General features: G+C 30.0%; 11 protein-coding genes and 4 tRNA genes. 6 read left to right on the top strand and 9 right to left on the bottom strand.

From position 1 onward, the window contains the following. Positions 1–247: 247 nt before the first annotated feature. From folC to fabB, 5 genes are all read right to left on the bottom strand, one after another. Positions 248–1,534: a bifunctional tetrahydrofolate synthase/dihydrofolate synthase gene (folC, locus tag M9397_RS00140; RefSeq protein ID WP_250226965.1), complete on the bottom strand. Its 1,287-nt coding sequence runs from the start codon at positions 1,532–1,534 to the stop codon at positions 248–250. Between the two features lie 87 nt (positions 1,535–1,621). Beyond that, a complete protein-coding gene (gene accD / locus M9397_RS00135; RefSeq protein WP_250226964.1) occupies positions 1,622–2,485 on the bottom strand; it encodes an acetyl-CoA carboxylase, carboxyltransferase subunit beta in 864 nt (287 codons plus the stop codon). A gap of 340 nt (positions 2,486–2,825) precedes the next feature. Next, positions 2,826–3,614 carry a tRNA pseudouridine(38-40) synthase TruA gene (gene truA, locus M9397_RS00130; RefSeq protein WP_250226963.1) on the bottom strand — a complete coding sequence of 263 codons (789 nt, stop codon included), beginning with the start codon at positions 3,612–3,614 and terminating at the stop codon, positions 2,826–2,828. Between the two features lie 510 nt (positions 3,615–4,124). After that, positions 4,125–5,249: a 4-phosphoerythronate dehydrogenase gene (locus tag M9397_RS00125; protein ID WP_250226962.1), complete on the bottom strand. Its 1,125-nt coding sequence runs from the start codon at positions 5,247–5,249 to the stop codon at positions 4,125–4,127. A gap of 504 nt (positions 5,250–5,753) precedes the next feature. Further along, the gene (fabB, locus tag M9397_RS00120; protein WP_250226961.1) at positions 5,754–6,968 is read right to left on the bottom strand and encodes a beta-ketoacyl-ACP synthase I; all 1,215 of its coding nucleotides are present in this window, start codon (positions 6,966–6,968) and stop codon (positions 5,754–5,756) included. Between the two features lie 851 nt (positions 6,969–7,819). Between fabB and prmB the strand changes: the two genes are divergently transcribed. The 3 genes from prmB (at position 7,820) to M9397_RS00105 (ending at position 10,212) form a co-directional block, all read left to right on the top strand. Continuing rightward, positions 7,820–8,734 carry a 50S ribosomal protein L3 N(5)-glutamine methyltransferase gene (gene prmB / locus M9397_RS00115; protein ID WP_250226960.1) on the top strand — a complete coding sequence of 305 codons (915 nt, stop codon included), beginning with the start codon at positions 7,820–7,822 and terminating at the stop codon, positions 8,732–8,734. A 24-nt stretch (positions 8,735–8,758) separates the two neighbouring features. After that, positions 8,759–9,823 (top strand): chorismate synthase, encoded by a 1,065-nt coding sequence (aroC, locus tag M9397_RS00110; protein WP_250226959.1) that lies wholly within the window; start codon positions 8,759–8,761, stop codon positions 9,821–9,823. 317 nt (positions 9,824–10,140) lie between these two features. Beyond that, positions 10,141–10,212, top strand: a tRNA-Arg gene (locus M9397_RS00105). Positions 10,213–10,562: 350 nt separating this feature from the next. On the opposite strand, the gene M9397_RS00100 is transcribed toward M9397_RS00105, so the two are convergent. Next, complete coding sequence (locus tag M9397_RS00100; protein WP_250259734.1) at positions 10,563–11,798, bottom strand: Nramp family divalent metal transporter; 1,236 nt, start codon at positions 11,796–11,798, stop codon at positions 10,563–10,565. A gap of 338 nt (positions 11,799–12,136) precedes the next feature. Between M9397_RS00100 and M9397_RS00095 the strand changes: the two genes are divergently transcribed. Continuing rightward, entirely contained in the window at positions 12,137–13,324 is a 1,188-nt protein-coding gene (locus tag M9397_RS00095) for a NupC/NupG family nucleoside CNT transporter (protein WP_250226957.1), read from the top strand. 199 nt (positions 13,325–13,523) lie between these two features. Here M9397_RS00095 and M9397_RS00090 read toward each other — a convergent pair. Together M9397_RS00090 and gltX are read right to left on the bottom strand one after the other, a co-directional pair. Further along, a tRNA-Ala gene (locus M9397_RS00090) sits at positions 13,524–13,596 on the bottom strand. A 199-nt stretch (positions 13,597–13,795) separates the two neighbouring features. Continuing rightward, on the bottom strand, positions 13,796–15,220 hold the full coding sequence (gltX, locus tag M9397_RS00085) for a glutamate--tRNA ligase (protein ID WP_250226956.1): 1,425 nt from the start codon (positions 15,218–15,220) through the stop codon (positions 13,796–13,798). A gap of 166 nt (positions 15,221–15,386) precedes the next feature. Between gltX and M9397_RS00080 the strand changes: the two genes are divergently transcribed. Further along, positions 15,387–15,461 (top strand) — tRNA-Val (locus M9397_RS00080). 28 nt (positions 15,462–15,489) lie between these two features. Next, positions 15,490–15,562: transfer RNA gene (locus tag M9397_RS00075), tRNA-Lys, on the top strand. A gap of 293 nt (positions 15,563–15,855) precedes the next feature. On the opposite strand, the gene ligA is transcribed toward M9397_RS00075, so the two are convergent. Further along, positions 15,856–17,646, bottom strand: a complete 1,791-nt coding sequence (gene ligA, locus M9397_RS00070) for an NAD-dependent DNA ligase LigA (RefSeq protein ID WP_250259732.1) — start codon at positions 17,644–17,646, stop codon at positions 15,856–15,858. Between the last annotated feature and the right edge of the window lie 223 nt (positions 17,647–17,869).

Raw genomic sequence — 17,869 nt, 5'->3', positions numbered from 1 at the left:
TAATAAACAGCCACATAATATAGGAAAATAATTTTCATGAACTTATTTAATTAATTTATTTCAAATCTGATGACACACATAATTTGGAATACAACTAAAATATCTTATAGACCTAAAATTATTAGTTTTTTAATTTTCTATTTTCTACATATATTATTATTAAATGATGAATTTAAATTATTGAATAATCAGCATCAAAACCATCGTTTCAAATAATTATCCCTATACACCAAAAATATAAAACTTTTCATCGTAACTTTTTTATTATATTTCTCATAATTGGACTTACAGCATGAAAAGATCCAAATACTAAAACACAATCATCAAATGATGCATCTAGCACAGCTTGATTCCAGGCATCTAATATATTACTAAATCTCTGAACATGATAATTCCTTAAACAATCAGACAGTTCTACAGCACTCGCAGAAAATGGGACATTTAAATCAGAACAATACCAGCAAGTATTAACTAAATGAGTTAAACAAGATATAGTGCCCTGAATATCTTTATTTCTTAACATTCCTATGACTATTCTCATATTACCTGTTCTTTTTAAAAGAATAACAGCTAATCGTTTTGCTAAATAATGAGCAGCATTAGGATTATGGCCTACATCTAATATCACAAGTGGTCTACGCATAACTATTTGAAAACGTCCTGGCAACGTAGCTGCTTGTAACCCATAAGATATAGCTATTTTATCAACCAAAAAAGGTAACCAATACAATACACTTAATGCAGTAGCAGCATTTTCTAACGGGATTATAGGTAATGGTAAATCATATAATAATCTATGATAATGAAAACATTCCCACCAAATCCACTTATTCCCATAAACACGAAAATTCCAATCTCTCCCACGCGCAAACAATATCGCTCCAGAATATTGTGCCATTTTGAACACGATCGGTGGCAAGCAACGTTCACCAATTACTGCTGGTTTACTAAATCGAAAAATACCTGATTTTTCTTGTGCAATCACATCGCGGTTGATACCTAAAAAATCAGTATGATCTATTCCGATATTAGTAATTACAGAAATATCAGGATTAACAATATTTGTCGCATCTAATCTACCACCCAATCCAACTTCCAGGATAACTACATCCAACTTAGCCCGCTTAAATATATACAAAGCAGATAAAGTAATAAATTCAAAATAAGTCAGTGCAATATGATGACGTGCAGACTCTATAACAGACATGGCTTCAATATGCGTACTATCTGGAAGCTCTTTCCCGCACACTCGAATTCGTTCATGATAAGAAAGTAGATGAGGAGAAGTATATAAACCAACTGTATTTTTATTATTTAATAAAACAGTTTCTAATAAACAACACGTAGTACCCTTACCATTTGTACCTCCTACCAAGATAACGTACTCTGCAGGATGTATTAAATCAAGATCAATCGCTATTTTTCGCATTCTATCAAGAGTTAAATCAATTGATACGTGACTTAAAGATTCAATATAATACAGCCATTTCTCCAGAGATGATCGAATAGTAGGGACATGAAAAATATTATTCATATTTTACAACAATTTCAATGACTCAATATTTTTAATGGACATAAACTAATAAAAAATATAAATATCTATTTAATATAATTTCTATAATCAACTATTGGGTATTGGTTTTTGAGTTAGCTTAGCCAACAACCCTGCTACTTTAAATCGTAAATCTGGTCTACGCACAATTAGATCAATTGATCCTTTTTCCAATAAAAACTCACTACGTTGAAATCCTAACGGTAATTTTTCTCGCACTGTCTGCTCAATAATCCTAGGCCCAGCAAACCCTATAAGCGCTTTTGGCTCAGCAATATTTAGATCACCCAACATAGCTAAACTAGCGGATACCCCCCCCATAGTAGGATTCGTTAAAACAGAAATATATGGTAAACATTGTTCATGTAAATTAGCTAACGCAGCGCTAGTCCTCGCCATCTGCATCAAAGACATCAGTGCTTCCTGCATACGAGCTCCACCACTTGCAGTAAAGCAAACTAACGGACACTTAATTTTTAAGGATTGGTTTACTGCATTCACAAAACGTGCTCCAACTACAGAAGACATAGATCCACCAATAAAAGCAAATTCAAAAGAAGCAGCAACAATCTTCATGCCGCATAAAGTACCTTGCATAACTATTAATGCATCTTTTTCTTTTGTTATTTTTTGAGCTGAAATCAAACGATCTTTATATTTTTTAGAATCTCTAAACTTTAACACATCTTTAGGTTCTAATTCACTTCCTAATTCAAACGTACTCCCTTTATCCAAAAAAGAAAACAAACGCACTCTCGCTGCGATCCTCATATGATGATCGCATTTAGGACATACTTCTAAATTACGTTCTAACTCTTTTTTATATAACAACTGGCCACAATGATCGCATTTAGTCCACATTCCCTCTGGAATATTTATTTTTCGATTTGGTATAATGGTTCTTTTATTAAGAATTCGTTCAATCCAACTCATTTTTTTGACCTTTAAATTTTTAATATAATCAAACATACTTTGTATATATTCATATACTGTAAATATTTAACAATTATATATTCACAAATTATTTATACAAAATAAATTAATTATTAAAATATAATAACGTAATAAAATTAACGACTCATTGATCGTAATATACCATATCAAACATATGATTTATATAATCATTCTTGTAGATATATTTTGTAAAATCTAATACATTAATCCAATCGTATTAAGATTGCCTTAATAAAATAGTTATAACAATGTATTTATTTCATTTTTATTAAAAAGTAGATTTATAAAAATATATTCAATATGATGTCAATATAAAATTTCATGCGCACCACAATTCTTTGATGAAAGAAGAAGGAATAGAAAAATACGAAGGATACTTAACTTCCACTAAATATAAACCGCTAGATGGAGCTGTTACACCGGCTAGTGATCTATTGCAATTTTTTAACAATTCTTCAATCCATATTTCTGGTCGTTCTCCGCAACCGACTTTCACTAAGCTACCTACAATATTCCGTACCATACGATACACAAAAGAGTTAGCTTTAATATCTATCACAATAATACATTGACCTTTTCGTATGATGCGTACATGATATAATTTTCTTCGTGCTGAATATGACTGACAGCCTGCAGCACGAAACGAAGAAAAATCATTTTCTCCTAATAAACACTGAGCAGCATCGCACATTTTATTAATGTCTAAATATTTTTTATAATGCCAAGTTTTTTTAAACAACAAAGCAGATCTTATACAACTATTATTGATTACATAACAATAGCGACGAGAAATTGCACTAAATCGAGCATGAAAGTCTTCATTTACTAATTGAGCCCAGCGTACACAAATACTTTCTGGCAAATAACGATTCATACCTAATGTCCATTCAGATTTTGAGCGTTGAGAACGAGTTTCAAAATGAACAACCTGCCCCAAAGCGTGTACTCCAGCATCGGTACGTCCTGCACAAAATACCGTTATTGACTCATCTGTTATTTTTTTTACAGCATTTTCTATATAACCCTGGATACTAGGTACATCGATTTGTCTTTGCCAACCACAGCACAAAGTGCCATCGTATTCAATGCCTAAAGCCAATTTTTGCATTACACATTACATTATAATTACATTATTACCAACTGTCATTTAAAATATATATACAAAAATGATGATGAATCCATACAAGACCAATGCTGTTGTATGCATTTTTAATTAAACATGATAGCATATACTCAATATGTTTAAAAAATAATATCTACACACACAACATACTCTAATTCAATTAAACGACAATACAACCACAAAATATAATGAAATAATAATCCATATTATTTTAAAATAAGTATCATCATTATTTATTTAAATAAAATCCATAATACCAATAATATGATTCTTATCAACAAAACAGTACTTATCTACTTTTATATAAAATAGAATATACCTCATTCTATATACATTATAGACGAAATATTTTTCAAAATATACAGACACATAATTCTTTATAAAAATTCATATATGTAAATCCTTAGCCCTCAAAATACACTCATAACCCAACATCCATTGTAATATTCAAATTATCAATATACCACGCAATACATATATAAAAATATAATATTACTACACACAAGATATGTTAAAACCCAACTCAGTCAATATTTCGTTATTAGAATCTATCTGTGTGTCTACATATAATGAAGACCACTCTCTACGAGCTAAATAATATCTACGTATCTTATCAAATCCTCCTGATATAGTAGCAAATCGTCTCAATATGATGTCATCATTTTGTATGTCGTATACAAATTTACTCAATTTATATAACAATATTTCATCTATTTTTTTATGAACTTTCACATAATGAATCACAGAAAAATCTAGCTCTGATAAATTAACTATATCAAAAATATTAAAAAGATTACAGTATGCGTTATATATTTGCACAATACTTCGTGTTTTACTTTCAATAGAATATCCAGCAATATGAGGAGTAGCTATGTCTACATAAGATAATAGGGGTAAAGATAATTCTGGTTCTGTTTCCCATACATCCAAAACCACATTTAATTTTTTACCATGTTTCAAAACTTTTAGTAAAGCATCGTTATCTACCACAGCGCCTCGACAAGTATTGATTAAAACACGATCAGAAGGTAATGCCTCTAGCACATCAATATCAACCATATGCCATGTAGGATAATCTCCTTTATAAATTAATGGGGTGTGAAGAGTTAAAATATTTGCTTCAGCAACTAATGTTTCAAAAGACTTCCAGGATTTACTGGAATTTATTTTTTCCAATGGAGGATCGCACAACAAAGTATGTATACCGAAGTTACGTAATCTTTTATTTAATAAACTACCAATATGTCCTACTCCAATAATTCCAACAATTTTGTCGCGCAAAAAAAAATTACCACGCTGCGCTAAACAAAGTAATGCCGAAAAAACATATTCTACTACTGCTGTAGCATTGTGTCCTGGAGCATAAAAAAAATCAATTCCATATTTTTTTAAATAATTTTGATCAATATGATCAACTCCAGCAGTTGCAGTACCCACAAATTTTATAGAACTATTATCTAGTAATAGTTGATTAACTTTTGTAACTGAACGTACTATCAAAATATCTATATCTCTTACATCTTTTTCAGAAATAACACGTCCTTCACTAATTGTTACTTCGTTATGCAACCCAAATAATTTACAAATATGTGGTATATTTTTATCAGCCAAAATTCTCAAATTAATCCTCTAACAAAATTGATATGTAAATGCTAAAACAAACAGTTTCAAAATTTTATAATTTTAATTATACTGACAATAGTTATATGAAAATATAAATTTTCATCATTACATGACTTCATATGTTTAATTTTTTATAGTTATAAATTAAAAAATACAAATAAATAATACTACGCATCTCTTTATTTAGAGATAAAGTAGTATTATAAGAATGGTCTACAATCTATATTTTTAAAAAATAATATGAACTTGATAATCCTATTATTATCAGGTAAATATAAATCATTAATAAGTACATTTTTATAATAAAATAATCATAATAACTACTCACCATCAATTTAATTTGGTCATAGCAACAACATACATAATAAGTAGAATTTAAATTTACAACCTCAATAATACCCCTAAATATACAGATTTAAAAATTAAACATGTAATTTTACATATATGTAAAATACAAGCTACGGCGCCAAAACTATATAACCAAAAACATCGAAAAAATATTTAGGAATATTTACTCATAATTAATGTAGCATTTGTTCCTCCGAACCCAAAACTATTAGTCATAGCTGTTTTTAATTTATGATCAACAGGATTATTAATAACAATTTTCATATTTTTCACATATGGATCCAAATGATCAATATTAATACTTGGAGCAATAAAATTATGTTTTAACATTAATAAAGTAAAAATAGTTTCATGAACCCCAGCAGCACCTAATGCATGACCAGTCATAGACTTAGTAGAAGAAAAAAAAGGATGTTGATCACCAAAAATTTCACGAATAGCCCATATTTCTTTAATATCACCTATTTGAGTGGATGTGCCATGCACATTAAGATAATCTATTACACCACCAAAATTTCTCAATGCCATTCTCATGCATCGAATTGCCCCTTCCCCAGAGGGAGCAACCATGTCACATCCATCAGACGTAGCTCCATATCCAACAATTTCCGCATAAATATAGGCTCCACGACTTAAAGCATGTGTTAATTCTTCTATTACGATTATTCCTCCTCCTCCCGCAATTACGAATCCATCTCGATTAATGTCGTAAGGACGAGATGCTCTTTCTGGCGTTGTATTATACTTCGTAGACAATGCACCCATAGCATCAAATTCACAAGCCATTTCCCAACATAACTCTTCTCCACCCCCAGCAAAAATAATAGATTGTTTTCCTGATTGAATTAATTCAACCGCATTTCCGATACAATGTGTAGACGTAGAACAAGCAGAACTGATAGAATAACTGACCCCACGAATTTTAAAAGAAGTAGCTAAACATGCCGATACACCTGACGCCATAGATTTAGTTACCATATAAGGACCCACTCCTCTCAAACCACGTGCTCGCATTCCATTGGATCCAGAAACTTGATTACGTGGAGACCCCCCTCCCGATCCAACAATTAATCCCGTTTGGTCATTAGAAACCATACCCACAGGTAATCCAGAATCTATTATGGCCTGCTCCATAGATAAATAAGTATAAATAGATGCATCACTCATAAAACGAGCAATCTTACGATCAATTAACCCTGACGTATTAAGCTTAATATTACCCCAAACATGACTACGCATACCAGATTCTTCTAATTCTTTAGAAAAAGTAACTCCGGATCGACCACTTTTTAAAGAAACCAAAACTTCATTTTGATTATTTCCAATACTTGATATAATCCCTAAACCAGTGACAACAGCACGTTTCATTTTTTAATATACCTCATGATAGTAATGTTTTGTCATTCGAAATCATACTGCACTTTAAATATATCCAGTTAATATATTAAATCGTGCGGAAAATTATTAACATAAGAAACAACTCAATAATTGTAAAACTAATTGTTGCTTACATAAATATTTTAAAAGGATATTTTTACTTATCTTCAAGATATACCTCTATATCTCATATCTCCTTCAGTCATTATCTAACATAAGACTTCATTACTTTACAATGAATAATGATTTATATCATGATAATACATGACAGTATCCAAACACATACTGATATAATTAATATTCAAAATAAATTGTGATATGATCTAGAATGATACCTTCATCATAAAGTATACTGTTTCAAAAAATAAATAGCATCACATCTCATAAAAAATCGTAACGCACTTATGAAAAAATATAAAACAACAATCGTTGTTCACTACAAACGAACATTAAATGTATATTTATAACGAGTGCTGATTCTACATCAAAATACTTGTATTAATTACAGATATACAATGATTACATATTTATTGTATATATGCGAATCAATAATTTGATAAATTGTAATCAATATATAACCAAAACACAGAAAAATCATACATAAAATACTATAATGATAATTATCAGCATAAGTTGATAACCATGACTATATAATTACATAAGCACTATTCGCATACTGTACATTTTATTCAACTAACGATACCACTAATATCATTATCTATTCATATCTGATCATAAATTAAAAAGTACAATACTTTAATCGTTGTATAAAACAAATTACATTCCAAATACAATAACTGTACAAGATCTACATATCAACATAATCAAAGGAATTACAATCTATGAAAAACATAACCAAAGAAACACTGACAGAAATTCATACTATATTAGATATATTACGTTGGAGTAGCAGTCAATTTAATGCTAACTCAATTTTTTATGGACACGGTACCAATAATTTTTGGGACGAAACATTACATTTAATACTCCCTAGTTTATATTTACCTATAAATATTCCAACTCAAATATATCAGGCTCGCTTAACCTCTAAAGAACGCACTAAGATAATCAAATTAGTTAACTACCGCATCAATAAACGCATACCAGTACCTTATTTAACTTATCAAGCATGGTTTTGTGGTTTAGAGTTTTATGTAGATAAACGAGTATTTATTCCCCGCTCTCCAATTGGAGAGTTAATTACATCATATTTTCATGATCTATTACCACATTACCCATACCGTATTCTTGATATGGGCACTGGTAGCGGATGTATCGCTATTGCAATCGCTATAGTTTATCCAAAATCTGAAGTAGATGCGGTAGACATTTCTATGGATGCGTTAAAAGTAGCTGAACACAACATTAAACTATATAATTTAGAACATCGTGTGTTCCCTATTCATTCTGACTTGTTTAGTAATATACCACAATCAAAATACGATTTAATCATAACTAACCCTCCTTATGTAAATAATTCGGATATATATAAATTACCAAAAGAATTTCATTATGAACCTGTGATATCATTATCTGCAGATAATAATGGATTAAAGATAATTCAAAGAATATTAATGAACGTTACACATCATTTAAATAAAAATGGCATTTTAATATGTGAAGTAGGTGAGACTAAAACAGAATTAATAAAACGTTATCCAAACATACCATTCTTCTGGTTGCGACTTTATAACGGGGGAGAAGGTGTATTTATGCTAACTTATCAACAGTTATTAACTTTTAACGAAACCAAATAGTCAACAAATTAGGAAATTTTAACAATGGCTGGTAATAGTATCGGACAATTTTTTAGGGTTACAACATTTGGAGAATCACACGGATCTGCACTAGGTGGTATTATAGATGGAGTGCCTCCAAATCTTCCTTTAACAGAAAAAGATCTTCAATACGATCTAAATCGTAGACGGCCGGGTTCTTCTCGTTACACTAGTCAACGATCAGAATTAGATACGATAGAAATCTTATCTGGTGTTTTTAATGGAAAAACAACGGGCACTAGCATAGGATTAATCATTAAAAATACTGATCATCGATCTCAAGATTATGAAAAAATAAAAAACCTATACCGTCCTGGACACGCTGATTATACTTATGAAAAAAAATACGGTTTAAGAGATCACCGTGGCGGAGGACGTTCTTCAGCACGTGAAACGGCAATACGAGTAGCAGCAGGAGCAGTTGCTAAAAAATATCTTTTTAATAAAAAAAATATAAAAATTCGTGGATTTTTAGCGCAAATGGGTAACATTCATTGCAATTTAAAAGATTGGGAGCAAGTTAATAATAATCCATTCTTTTGCCCAGATGTTGACCAATTAACTGCATTAGACACATTAATAAATAATTTACAAAAATCTGGGGACTCTATTGGAGCAAAAATAACAATAATAGCGGAAAATATACCAGTTGGTTTAGGTGAACCTGTATTCGATCGACTGGATGCTGATTTAGCCCATGCATTGATGAGCATTAACGCAGTAAAAGGTGTAGAAATTGGGGATGGATTTTCAGTTATTACTAAATATGGTAGCGAGCATCGAGACGAAATGACATTAAATGGATTTAACAGCAATAATGCTGGAGGAATATTAGGTGGTATTAGTAATGGGCAACCAGTAATCATGCACATAGCTATTAAACCGACCTCCAGTATAACAGTTCCAGGAAAAACCATTACATGCGAAAACAAAGAAACCAGAGTAATTACTAAAGGACGACACGATCCTTGCATAGGAATTAGAGTAGTACCCATCGCAGAAGCTATGGTGGCTATTGTTATAATGGATCATCTACTTAGACAACGCGCACAATGCGACAAAATATAATAAGATTCAAACTAAAAATGTAAAATTAAATTAAAAAAATATATATAGATGTTTACTAAAACCATACATAATACTTGTGTAACTATTCATTTAAAATCAAAACATAAAAAAATATCATATTATATGTGTTGGACCAATACAATTATTTTTAAAAATATTATATTTTAAATGCTTCTATACACATACGCATCTGCTTTATATATGATAAAACATCTACCATTTTGAAGTATCCTAAAACAACATATAAACAACATACATGGATTCTGTATGTTCATAAAACATAATAATTTTATATTAATATATAATTAATTAAAAAAGTCTTCGTAGTTAAAAGGATATAACAAGCCTCTCCTAAAGGCTAATTACAGGTTCGATTCCTTTCGAAGACATAATATATAGTTAGCTGTTTACAATCATACAGCATATTATCTGATATAAATACACTTAAAGTGTGTATTTATTAATACAACATCAAATATAATCTAGTTACTATTAAATTAAACAATTTCAAACAAATACCATTCAACATTGTCATTTAATATGAAAATAGCGCATTATTATATTTATATAATAAATATAATAATGCGCTACTAATCTTTACCTTTATATATAAATCTATAAAACGTTTACTTAATTAAATAAAAATAAATTTTAATAACAGCGAAAACATATATAAACGAACCACTACGCAGTAAAACAGAGAATTTTTTAAAATAAAGTAATCAATTCATTAATACAATCAAACAATAATACCAATTAATAAATATATGTTCAAAATTATTACTATTATTGTTATTAACCAACCAACTAATTTAATCCATAAAGAATTTACTAATTCACTCATTAATTTAACATCTCCAGTGAATACTAACAACGGTATTAATGCAAGAGCAATACCAAAACTAAGTAAAACTTGACTCATTATTAAAATACGTGTGGAATCAATTCCAAAAGAAATAACTATAAATGAAGGCAACATAGTAATAACACGGCGCAATAACAAAGGAATGTGAAAGCGAACAAATCCTTGCATGACTACTTGACCCGCTAAAGTACCTACTACTGTTGAAGATAATCCAGCCGCTGTTAAACTTAAACCAAAAACTATAGCAGCAGTATGATTTAACAAAGGAGACAATGTTAAATAAGCTTCATCTAAATTGGAAATACCAGTATATCCACCATAATGAAACACCGCTGCTGCAGTAGCCATCATAGATAAATTTACAAAACCAGCAATAGTCATTGCAATTGCAACATCCAATTTTGTAGAAGAATATCGCTCAGATCTACTTGCAGGTATGCTGTCATCTTGAGTAAGAGAAGAATGCAAATAAATAACATGCGGCATAATCGTAGCGCCTAACACTCCTGCTGACAAAAATACTGCTTCTCTATTTGGAAGTATTGGAAGTAACATGCTCATACCTAACATAATAAATTTAGGTTTTGAATAAAAAAGCTCAATAACATAAGTAATTGCAACAAAAAATAACAAACCTCCCACAACAAATTCTAATGGTTTTTTTCCATACCTTTGCAAAGTTAAAATTAAAAAAGTAATCAAACCTGTCAAGAATGCACCTTGTAATAAAGATATACCGAGTAATATTTGAAATCCAATCGCAGCTCCAATAAATTCCGCTAAGTCCGTAGCCATAGCAATAACTTCAGCTTGGATCCAGTACATCCATACCACTGATCTTGGAAATTGATCTCGAATATGTTCTGCCAAATTCTTACCAGTGGCAATTCCTAATTTTGCAGAAAGTAATTGAATTAACATAGCCATTATATTTGCCCATACTACAACCCACAGCAACTGATAACCAAAAGTAGCTCCAGCTTGTATATTAGTTGCAAAATTTCCAGGATCGATATATCCAATAGCAGCTATAAAAGCAGGACCAAGCAACGCAAACTTAATTTTTCTTGTAGATCGATGTTCCACTACTGAATCTTGCTCATTTAGCATACTTAACAATCTTCATAGAATCATCTTATTCGATCTTATTTTTTTATACTTAAATAAAGTAATTACACTATAATAGGCAATATATGATTAACGATCGAAATTTTAAGATGTCATTTCCTATAGATGGGTATAGTTTCAAATAAAAATAAGTATAGCATAGGCTAACTTTTTAAATTATACTTTTTTAAATCCATTAATTATCTTTTGATAACCTATAATACTGTAACGTACAAATAGAGTTTTCATTGAATCATAAGGTGTACAACTAATTTTATTTAATTGCCATTTTATATAGAAAAATCAAACAACTTCTGTATTATATTAATGGAGTAAATATTGTGGTTCGCATTTTGCATTTTATCTTAGGATTTTCCGCAATAGTAACTCTGTCATTACTGGTAAGCACTAATCCAAAAAGTATTCGCATACGCTTCATTGTCCAACTATTAATAATAGAAATTTTTTTTGGGTATGTTATTTTACATTCCCAATTAGGATCTTCTTCTGTAAGAAAATTATGTACTTTATTTAATACACTATCGATGTTTGCATCAGAAGGAACAAATTTTGTGTTTGGAGGTATGTGCGCGCAAGGATTAGCTACTTTTTTCTTAAATATATTATGTCCAATAATTTTTATTTCCGCTTTAATTGGTATTTTACAATATACTCATATTTTAACATTTTCTATTCGAATAATCGGAACTATTCTGTCTAAAATCAATGGAATGGGAAGGCTAGAATCCTTCAATGCTGTTAGTTCATTGATCTTAGGGCAATCTGAAAATTTTATAGTATACAAAAATATTATAGAAAAAATATCTGCACCACGAATGTATACCATGGCGGCAACTGCCATGTCCACTGTGTCTCTCTCCATAATTGGAGCTTATATGACCATGTTAGATCCAAAATATGTTGTAGCGGCATTAACATTAAATATGTTTAGCGCTTTTATCATACTATCATTACTTAATCCTTACATAGTAGACAAAGAAAATGACCTAGATATCACCAATTTCTACATTAATAATCAAAATATTTTCGAAATTATAGGAGAATATATTTTAATTGGACTCAAAATAGCTGTTACTGTTGCCGCAATGTTGATAGGATTTATTGCGCTTATTTCTGCTCTTAATTCAACATTTAAAATATTGTTTAATATATCTTTACAAGAAATTTTAGGATACTTTTTTTTTCCTTTTGCTTGGGTTATAGGTATACCTATTGATGAAATACTACCAGTCAGCAGTATTATGGCAATTAAATTAATTTCTAATGAATTTATTGCGATTATCAATTTACAAACAATTGCTGGTGATTTATCACCCCAAACTGTAGGAATAGTATCAGTGTTCTTGGTTTCATTTTCTAATTTCTCATCTATTGGTATTGTTACAGGTGCTATTAAAGCATTGAATGAAAAACAGGGTAATATAATTACACATTACGGATTAAAACTAATATATAGCTCTACGCTCATCAATATGCTATCCGCCACAATAGTTGGTTTAGTTATATGATTATTACTAACAATTAAAAATAAATAAAAACATTGCATATACATTGAAAACCAAAGCTATCAACAATCTAAATTATATGTAGTAAACAATTTTATTTTGATGTAATCAAAACACAATCTTACAAACATAACAAATAAAATAAAAATACACATACATAAAGATTAATAGTTCACATTCTATATATAATATAAAAAATAAATGGAGCTAAGCGGAATTGAACCGCCAGCCTCTTGCATGCCATGCAAGCGCTCTCCCAGTTGAGCTACAGCCCCGTTATAAAATATACAAATAGTTGCGCACAGATCTCTCCCTTTATTTCTCTGTTTCCTAAAAAACAATATCAATGTTTGTATATTTTTATTTTATTGAACAATAATAACTATTACAACACCATGTTATACATACAAATCAAACTTTATATAAGAAATTCAAAGTATATGAATATCAAATAAATAAAAATTTCTATTATTTTTACCTATAACAATACAATGTTGAAATATAGCGTACAGCCTGATCAATACGCTTCAATACACGAAACCGCCCAATAGTATGTATAATGATGCTAAGTGTTGGAGAACAAACTGTTCCAGTTAATGCTACACGAAGAGGCATACCTATTTTATCTATGCTAGTATTAAATTCATTGACGGTTTCTATAATTATAGATTTAACAATCTCTGGCGTCCAATCAACTGTAATACTGAATTTTTTTCTTAAAAATTTTAGTGGCATTATCATAATAGGTGTTAAATAGATCTTTGCTACCTTATTATCAAATATATCAAAATCTGTATACAAATAACGACAATTATTTGCAATTTCTTTTAATGTACGTGAACGTTTTGCAAATAATTTTATTATATCAGTCAATTTAGGGCCATTTTGTATATCGATTTTTTGTTGACGCATATGCCATAATAAATGTGAAGCTACATAGTCTATTGGTAAATGATTAATATAATGATGATTCAACCAAAGTAATTTTTCAGTATTTAAAATACTAGGAGATTTACTAATCTTGCTCAAATCAAAATATTTTTTCATCTGTTCCAGAGTAAAAACTTCTTGATCTCCATGAGACCATCCTAACCTTACTAAATAATTCAGTATTGCTTCAGGGAGAAACCCATCATTACGATATTGCATAATACCCCACGCTCCACAGCGTTTTGATAGTTTTTTTAAATTATTATCTAATATCATTGACACATGAGCATACGTTGGTATTGGAGCTTTCAATGCTTGTAAAATATTAATCTGACGCGGAGTATTGTTAATATGTTCTTCACCTCGTATGATATGGGTAATTTGCATATCCATATCATCTATTACAACACAAAAATTATATGTTGGAGATCCATCAGATCGACGAATAATTAGATCATCTAACTCTTTATTGTCAAATGTAATTGTACCTCTAATTTGATCATGGAATGTTACTATCCCTTCCTGAGGATTACAAAAACGTACCACATAAGAATTAACGCAAGCATTATATGCAGCTGTAGATGATGTAAAACGACAATAACCATCATATTTAGGTTTTTCTCCATTTTTTATTTGATTTGATCGCAATAATTCTAACCTTTCTGATGAACAATAACATTTATAAGCCATACCATGTTGAATCATATAAGTTATTATACTATTATAACGGCTTAACCTATCAGTTTGAAAATATGGACCTTCATCCCAATTTAAATTAAGCCAATTCATTCCTGTAAGAATAAGCTCAACTGAGTCATCTATAGAGCGTTGTGCATCAGAATCTTCTATACGTAATAAAAATTTACCACCTTGCTTTCGAGTAAATAACCAAGAATACAAAGCAGTACGAATACTCCCAATATGTATATCACCTGTAGGACTAGGTGCGAATCGAGTTTTAATATGCATACAAATTAAGTACCTGATGAATATAGGTAATCATATAATTTACTCATTTAAGTCAAAACAAAATATAATTTGATGTTAAGTCAATAAAATACAATCAAAAATCTCTATTTTTATAAAAACCCATTGACTCGTACCAATGAATCCATATAATTCAATTCAACAGACGAGGTGATTAGCTCAGGTTTGGTAGAGCATCTCCCTTACAAGGAGAGGGTCGGCGGTTCGAACCCGCCATCACCTATTTTATAGTCATTATAATTTTTATTTTAGGGTCGTTAGCTCAGAAGGTAGAGCAGTTGACTTTTAATCAATTGGTCGCAGGTTCGACTCCTGCACGACCCAAATTGTATTTATGTATCTATTTTCACCCCTGATGACAATTTGTGATTGTTTCAAATAATCATATCAATGCCCATCAAACTTAATTAAACCAACACACCGAATTAAAAAATATATCCATTCATTTTACAATTGAATTCAAACGAATAAAACTCTATTTATTAAACCGGTTACGTTATTCACCACCCCAATTTGCATGTAAGTTCCTTTCTATATATCTATAAATATTGTATAAGACACAAAATTCTAATTTTACATCATACCTATGATTCTGTTAATCTTTTAAATTTTCATTATCATACGATAGTATTTAACTGAATACCAATAGAAGGATCAATTAAATCTTGAACATTTTTTAAGTTATCTGGATTTCTAAAAAAATGATATATGTTATTCGCTACAATTGGCCCTATATATTTTAAATGTGATAATGATTGTAAATCAGCCGCAACTAAATTTCCTATGGTTTGATACACAACAGCTAAATTATTAGCTACTGTTTCACCTACACCATAAATACCCAATGCATATATAAAACGAGCCAAAGTAATTTTTTTAGAATCCTCGATAGACCTTAATAAACGTTCAATGTTTTCCAAACTAAATCCATCTAGACAAAGTAACTTATTTTTATTTAAACGAAAAAGATCAGATGAAGTAAATATTAAACCCTGGTTCACTAATTGATCAATAATTTTATTTCCCATTCCGTAAATGTTCATTGCTTTTCTAGAAACAAAATGTTCAAGTGCTGCCTTTCTTTGAGCAAGACACGCTAATCCAGCCGTACAGCGCAAAACTGATTGATTGCGCCATGTTTTAATACGAGACCCGCATACCGGACAAAATCGCGGTAACTCTATAGTTTTTACATGATCAGTGCGTTCTGAAAAAACTACTCCTACAATTTTAGGAATCACGTCACCAGATCTTTGTACACGCACTGTATCACCAATCATTAATCCAAGTCGCTTAACTTCATTCATGTTATGCATGTTTACTTTTTTGATTACAACATCAGAAATTACAATAGGTTCTAAACAAGCTATTGGAGTAATAATACCCGTTCGTCCAACTTGGAAAATTACATTCTCTACTTTAGTAGAACTTATTTCCGAAGGAAATTTATAAGCAATAGCCCAATTAGGTGCTTTTGATCCACAACCTAATTTACTTTGATATGCACAACTATTCACTTTAATAACTATTCCATCAATATTAAATTCCAAATTGGATCGTATTGTTTTTATATAAGAATAATATTCTAATACTTTATTAGCTCCTCTGATTAAACGAACACAATTACTAATTGGTAAACCCCAATTTTTACATAATTTTAATCGTTCCCAATGACTATCTGGTAATGCCTCTTCTCCAGCATAATTACTAATACCATGACAATAAAAACTCAACGGACGTGTAGCTGTAACACCAGGATCTAGCTGACGTAACGAACCAGAAGCAGCATTTCTCGCGTTAGAAAAAGGTTTATCACCTTGCTGTATCGTTATTTTATTCAATTTTAAAAAACATAATTTAGATATAAATACTTCTCCTCTAATTTCTAACAAATATGGTAACGTACCATATTTGTTATTAACATCAATTTGTAAATGAATAGGTACTGAACGAATAGTACATATGTTCTTGGTAACATCCTCTCCAATTTTACCATCACCTCGAGTTGCTGCGTAAACTAATTTCCCATTTTTATACAATAAACTAACTGCCACCCCATCTATTTTTAATTCACAACAATATAACATCATATGATTATCATGAAGTTTTATCTTTATTCGTTTATCGAATGATAACAATTGAAGTGATTCAACGATACTATTTAAAGATAACATTGGTACCTTATGATGTATTTTTTTAAAATTATATTGAGATATACCTCCTACACGTTGGGTCGGAGAATTTTCTGTCATTAAATTCGGATACATTTGTTCTAACTGATTTAATTTTGATAACATCGCATCATACGTTGCATCAGATACTACAGATTCATTTTTTGTATAATATACATATTCCCAATGACGTAATTTTTTTCTTAAGTTTTGTATTTTTTTTTTAACAAATTTCATAAGATAAACATCCTAATTATATTGGGTTCCAATAACTAATTTAATACTTAAAAATGATTATCTTGCATTTACACATGATTTGATATTTTACGACACAAATACTTGCAAATATACAATTGATTAATGTAATTTCTATTTAATTATCAATTAAATATCAAATTAATTTTTATGAATTATTTATATCGAAAAAAATGATAATCAATTATCCGTTTATAATTGATGC

Source organism: Blochmannia endosymbiont of Camponotus sp. C-003 (assembly GCF_023585685.1).
Classification (GTDB): domain Bacteria; phylum Pseudomonadota; class Gammaproteobacteria; order Enterobacterales; family Enterobacteriaceae; genus Blochmanniella.
Note: the sequence above shows the minus strand (reverse complement) of the source record. Positions and strands in the feature narration are given on the sequence as shown.

Coding starts and splice junctions, on each gene's coding strand:
- fabB (WP_250226961.1), bottom strand. CDS start 6,968: ATGAAACGTGCTGTTGTCACTGGTTTAGGGATTATATCAAGTATTGGA.
- ligA (WP_250259732.1), bottom strand. CDS start 17,646: ATGAAATTTGTTAAAAAAAAAATACAAAACTTAAGAAAAAAATTACGT.
- aroC (WP_250226959.1), top strand. CDS start 8,759: ATGGCTGGTAATAGTATCGGACAATTTTTTAGGGTTACAACATTTGGA.
- truA (WP_250226963.1), bottom strand. CDS start 3,614: ATGCAAAAATTGGCTTTAGGCATTGAATACGATGGCACTTTGTGCTGT.
- M9397_RS00100 (WP_250259734.1), bottom strand. CDS start 11,798: ATGCTAAATGAGCAAGATTCAGTAGTGGAACATCGATCTACAAGAAAA.
- gltX (WP_250226956.1), bottom strand. CDS start 15,220: ATGCATATTAAAACTCGATTCGCACCTAGTCCTACAGGTGATATACAT.
- accD (WP_250226964.1), bottom strand. CDS start 2,485: ATGAGTTGGATTGAACGAATTCTTAATAAAAGAACCATTATACCAAAT.
- folC (WP_250226965.1), bottom strand. CDS start 1,534: ATGAATAATATTTTTCATGTCCCTACTATTCGATCATCTCTGGAGAAA.
- prmB (WP_250226960.1), top strand. CDS start 7,820: ATGAAAAACATAACCAAAGAAACACTGACAGAAATTCATACTATATTA.